Here is a 4,606-nt window from a genome sequence, read left to right as displayed (position 1 = left end):
ATCAAGATTATTGAGATTTTCCACAAAAACATAGTCCTCCAGAAAATTTCATAAGATAGGGATTTGTACGGTGTGAGTAGCCGTATTTATGTGTGGAGGTGATTGCGAAACGCAGTTCGAAGTAGTTGTTGTCGTCCTCTGAAGAGGTGCTGCGAAGTAGTCCATGAAGTGCTGAACGTTTTATTGGTCATTGAGAACGGAGACAATCCCGTCCTGTCGATCGAGAAGTTCGGTCGACGGGATTCAACCATATAGGTGACTTATGAGCGTGCTAGTGCGGTGGCGCAATGCGCTTTCCCTTATATTTTCACTTTTCTTTGTCGGTCTGCTGGCGTCGTGTGGTGGCGGTGACGACGGAGGTGGCAGCAGTGCAGCCGCAACAGTCAAATCCATTTCGCTTGTCGCTAGCACGGACAATATTAGTACTGGCCAGACCAACGGCACGGCCAAACTAACTGCGACGGTGATGGGTAGCGATGGCAAGCCAATGCGCAATGCCTTTGTCACATTTAATGCAAATGGCAATGCAGTTGTACAGCCTCTAGCAGTCGCGACAGACGCGAGTGGTATCGCGACAGCGACACTGACCTACGGTGCTGACAAGACAAACCGGACAGTCAATGTCACGGCAGTGGCGTCGAAAGTGAGTTCGAATTCAGTCAATATTAAAATTGGCGGCACAACCGTTAGCCTTTCTGTGCCAGCAAGTATAGAGAACGACAATACTGCTGATATAGATGCGACCGTGAATGACGCTGACGGCCATCCTGTCGAGGGTGTGTCGGTATCATTGGTCTCTTCAATCGGTAATTCGATCAGCCCCCCGAGTCAGGTAACGGAGAGTAATGGCGTTGCTGGCTTTGCAATCACGCCGTCAACACTTGGGGCTGACACGCTGACAGCTTCCATTACGGGTGCTAGCGTTAGTCAGCCTTTGACTGTCACTACGCCGACCGCCAATACTATCGCGCTTACTGCCAGCCAGCCGCAAATTCAATCTGGTGCCAGCAACAACCAGAGTACAATTACGGCGACGGTGAAGAGCGCCGGAGGCACTTTGTTGGCCAATGTGCCGATAACTTTTGTGGCAAATAACAACGGCAGCATTACTCCGTCCAGCACGACGACAGATGCGCACGGTTCTGCAACGGCGACATTGACCTATGGCGCCGACCGCAGTAACCGAGAGATTAAGGTGACGGTAACGGCGAACGGAGTGTCACGGAGTATTCCTGTGGAGGTCGTCGGAACAACCCTGTCCATCAATTGGCCATATGAAACGCCGCTGGGAGCAACTACCCAGTACTCAGTTTCGGTGGTGGATAAAGACGGAAATCCGATCGAAAGCGTTCCCGTGTCAATCAGTGTCACTGGAAATGCCAGTTCTCCGGATAGCTCGCCGACAACAAATCCGTCTGGTGTAGCCTACTTTAACGTATTGGGAGCAAACTCAAAAGGGTTATTCTCTATTGCGGTGACCTATGGAGAACAGCAAGAATCTTTTAATGGTGCTGTTGGCGACCCCTTCACAAAGATTGACGCAAACGGGAATGCGTTGCCCTATACGGCCACCAGTTGGGCAGCAGTGCGGGATAACGTCACGACCATTCTCGGAGGCGAGCACTTGTGGTGGGAAATTAAGGCTGACGATGGTGGTCCTCGAGACTGGAAGGACACGTACAATCTTGACGCGACGTTTCCTTATGCGGACACGGCGAACGGCCTAAAGTTGGCCGGGTTTACGGATTGGGTGGTGCCCGACTCGGGGGGGGATTACGAGTCGCTGCTACAGACGATCAAATCAGAAGGTGGATGGTCGATGGTCCAACAATGGTTTCCGTTCACTCAGCAAGATTTTTACTGGAGTTCGACGAGCGTTGGTCTATTTGATGGGATCGGGGTCAACGTAATATCAGGTGACGTGAATGAGCTTCCGAGTGGCGGCTCATTGCCGGTAAGACTTGTTCGAACGGGAAAGTAGAGCCATCGGGTTGGCGCGCGCTTCTCGGTGGGAAGCAGTGTCACCTATCTTGACCGCGCTTCGTGCGCGGTCTTTTTTATAGTGCGCCCAGCATGGGCGTCCTCCTGCGGGTGTAAGTCCCGCCATAAGCTGCTCACAGCGAATGAAGTGAAGCGCAACTGCATGAGGGCGACCGAGTGTGGGAAGGAAGCGTGGAGCGTAAATCGCGAGCCGATGAACAAGAACCGCCCGGTGCGGACCCGCATGCCGGGTGGTGTGGCAGGGGCGTAGCCCGATGGCTACCCCCTATGCCGATTAGCCTGTGCCCCCTAGGGAAGCTCTTGCGCCCGAGGTGCCTTCGCAGTAACCGTCCGACGCTGACCGTGTAGACGCCTGATGAAGGCGAAGCCATGCTTTCCCGGGGCACAAATGTGACTGTGTCCACAAAGGAATCATGGACACAGTGACTGAATTCTCCGAAGTCAGAGTCGCCCGGAAGTATCGCCGGCGTACCGTGGACGAGAAACGCCAGATCGTCGAAGAGACGTTATCCAGTGGACGTTCGGTGGCGGAAATTGCACGCAGTCACGAGTTGAACGCGAATCAGCTGTTCGACTGGCGCAGGCAGTATCTGGATGGACGACTTGGCGTGAACGGTCGCGAATGCGCGTTGCTGTCGGTCACCGTGAATGAGGCAGGTGACAGCGGCGTGGCCGAACCGGCAGCATCTACGCTTTCGGCACCGGTGCCCGGCAAGATATGTATCCAGTTGCTACGAGGCGAGGTACACGTTGAAGGGAGCGTCGACCCCGACACGCTGCGCGTGGTGATCCAGTGCCTGAGCCGATGATTGGTCCGCTGGCAAACACGCGCATTTGGGTTGCCGCCGGATTTACGGATATGCGCTGCGGCTTCGACGGCTTGGCCGCGAAGGTGCAGACCGTACTGGCGAAGGATCCATTCTCTGGCCACATCTTCGTGTTCAGGGGCAAACGTGGCGACCTCATCAAATGCCTGTACTGGCGCGACGGCGGACTATGCCTGTTCGCCAAACGCCTGGAGCGTGGACGCTTTGCGTGGCCTCGTGCTGACGGCGGTGTTGTTTCGTTGACCAGTGCTCAACTCGGCCTTCTGCTCGAAGGATTCGATTGGCGACAACCCGTCGATGCAGCCCGCCCCTCCAGCGCTTTGTAAACGGATGTGACAACGCGCGCGTAGCGCAATGCACGCGCGTAAACTGCCTGCATGGCATCCAACGACGCTACCCATCCGAACGATATTGAGGCCTTGAAGGCTCTCTTGAACGCGCGTGAGGCGGCGTTACGTGAGCATGAAGGCGAGCTCACGGATCTGCGCGACACTGTAACGGAGCTCCGGAAGACACTCTCCGACCGGACGCTCGAGATCGATCACTTGAAGCTGCGGATCGCGAAGCTCCAGCGCATGCAGTTTGGGCGTAAGTCGGAGAAGATTGATCGCCAGATAGAACAACTGGAATTGCGTCTCGAAGATTTGCAGGCCGACGATGGTGCGGCAACGGTCGACGCACCAGCAAGGCGTCGCTCTGAGGCCGGCAAGTCGACGGGACGCAAGCCACTTCCGGAACAGCTACATCGCGAAGACGTTGTTCATCATCCCGACGACGCATGTTGCCCGCAATGCGGTGGCACCCTCGGCGACCTGGGCGAGGACGTTTCTGAGCAACTCGACTATGTACCGGGACATTGGCGAGTGATTCGTCACCGACGACTTAAAAAGGCCTGTGCCTGTTGCGACTGCATCGTGCAGGCGGCTGCACCCAATCGGCCAATCGATCGCGGCATGCCCGGTCCCGGGTTGCTCGCGCATGTCCTGGTCGCCAAATTCTGTGATCATCTTCCCTTATACCGACAGTCAGTAATCTATGCGCGCGATGGCGTGGAACTCAGCCGTTCGACACTCGCGGACTGGGTCGGCCAGTGCAGTGCGTTGCTCCGGCCACTCGTAGAAGTCGTTCGCCGGTATGTGATGGCCGCCTCGAAGATCCACGCGGATGACACGCCCGTACCTGTGCTCGAGCCCGGGAACGGCAAGACCCGTACCGCGCGTCTCTGGACATACGTTCGGGATGACCGGCCAGCTGGCTCGAAGGACGCGCCGGCGGTCTGGTTCGCATACAGTCCCACAAGGGCCGGTGAATATCCACGGACCCATCTGAAAGACTTCAGGGGAACGTTGCAGGCCGACGCGTTCGCGGGGTACAACGCGATCTACGAAGGTGGTGATGTACGCGAGGCCGCATGCATGGCGCACGCGCGCCGCAAATTCCATGATCTGTTCGTCGCACGCAGGAACGAGGTCAACACTGAAGCGTTGCGCCGGATCGGCGAACTGTACGCAATCGAGGCCGCGATTCGCGGTAAGCCACCAGACGTACGAAGACGTGTCAGGCAGAAGCAGGCGCGTCCGCTACTCGATGCATTCGAGATCTGGCTGCGCTCGACATTGGGTACGGTGTCGCAGAAAGGCGATACCGCCAAAGCCATCAACTACGCGCTGAATCAATGGGCGGCGCTCACGCTATACGTCGATGACGGCGCCGTGGAAATCGACAACAATGCGGCCGAACGCGCTTTACGTGCCGTCGCAATGGGGCGTTCATTGTGC

At 56.6% G+C, this 4,606-nt stretch carries 4 protein-coding genes; all 4 read left to right on the top strand.

The window, feature by feature from the left end:
- Nucleotides 1-262: 262 nt before the first annotated feature.
- Nucleotides 263-1,981 (top strand): Ig-like domain-containing protein, encoded by a 1,719-nt coding sequence (locus C7H84_RS35965; protein ID WP_121863206.1) that lies wholly within the window; start codon nt 263-265, stop codon nt 1,979-1,981.
- Nucleotides 1,982-2,414: 433 nt separating this feature from the next.
- Nucleotides 2,415-2,810 carry a transposase gene (locus tag C7H84_RS35960; RefSeq protein ID WP_121863205.1) on the top strand — a complete coding sequence of 132 codons (396 nt, stop codon included), beginning with the start codon at nt 2,415-2,417 and terminating at the stop codon, nt 2,808-2,810.
- A complete protein-coding gene (gene tnpB, locus C7H84_RS35955) occupies nt 2,807-3,154 on the top strand; it encodes an IS66 family insertion sequence element accessory protein TnpB (RefSeq protein WP_121863204.1) in 348 nt (115 codons plus the stop codon). The genes C7H84_RS35960 and tnpB overlap by 4 nt, the downstream gene beginning before the upstream one ends.
- 51 nt (nt 3,155-3,205) lie before the next feature.
- The coding region (locus tag C7H84_RS35950) for an IS66 family transposase (RefSeq protein WP_121863207.1) at nt 3,206-4,606 on the top strand (1,401 nt) is incomplete at its 3' end.

This window comes from Burkholderia sp. Nafp2/4-1b (assembly GCF_003635165.1).
Lineage (GTDB): Bacteria > Pseudomonadota > Gammaproteobacteria > Burkholderiales > Burkholderiaceae > Burkholderia.
The sequence above is the reverse complement of the archived record's forward strand: the minus strand, read 5'-3'. Positions and strand labels throughout refer to the sequence as shown.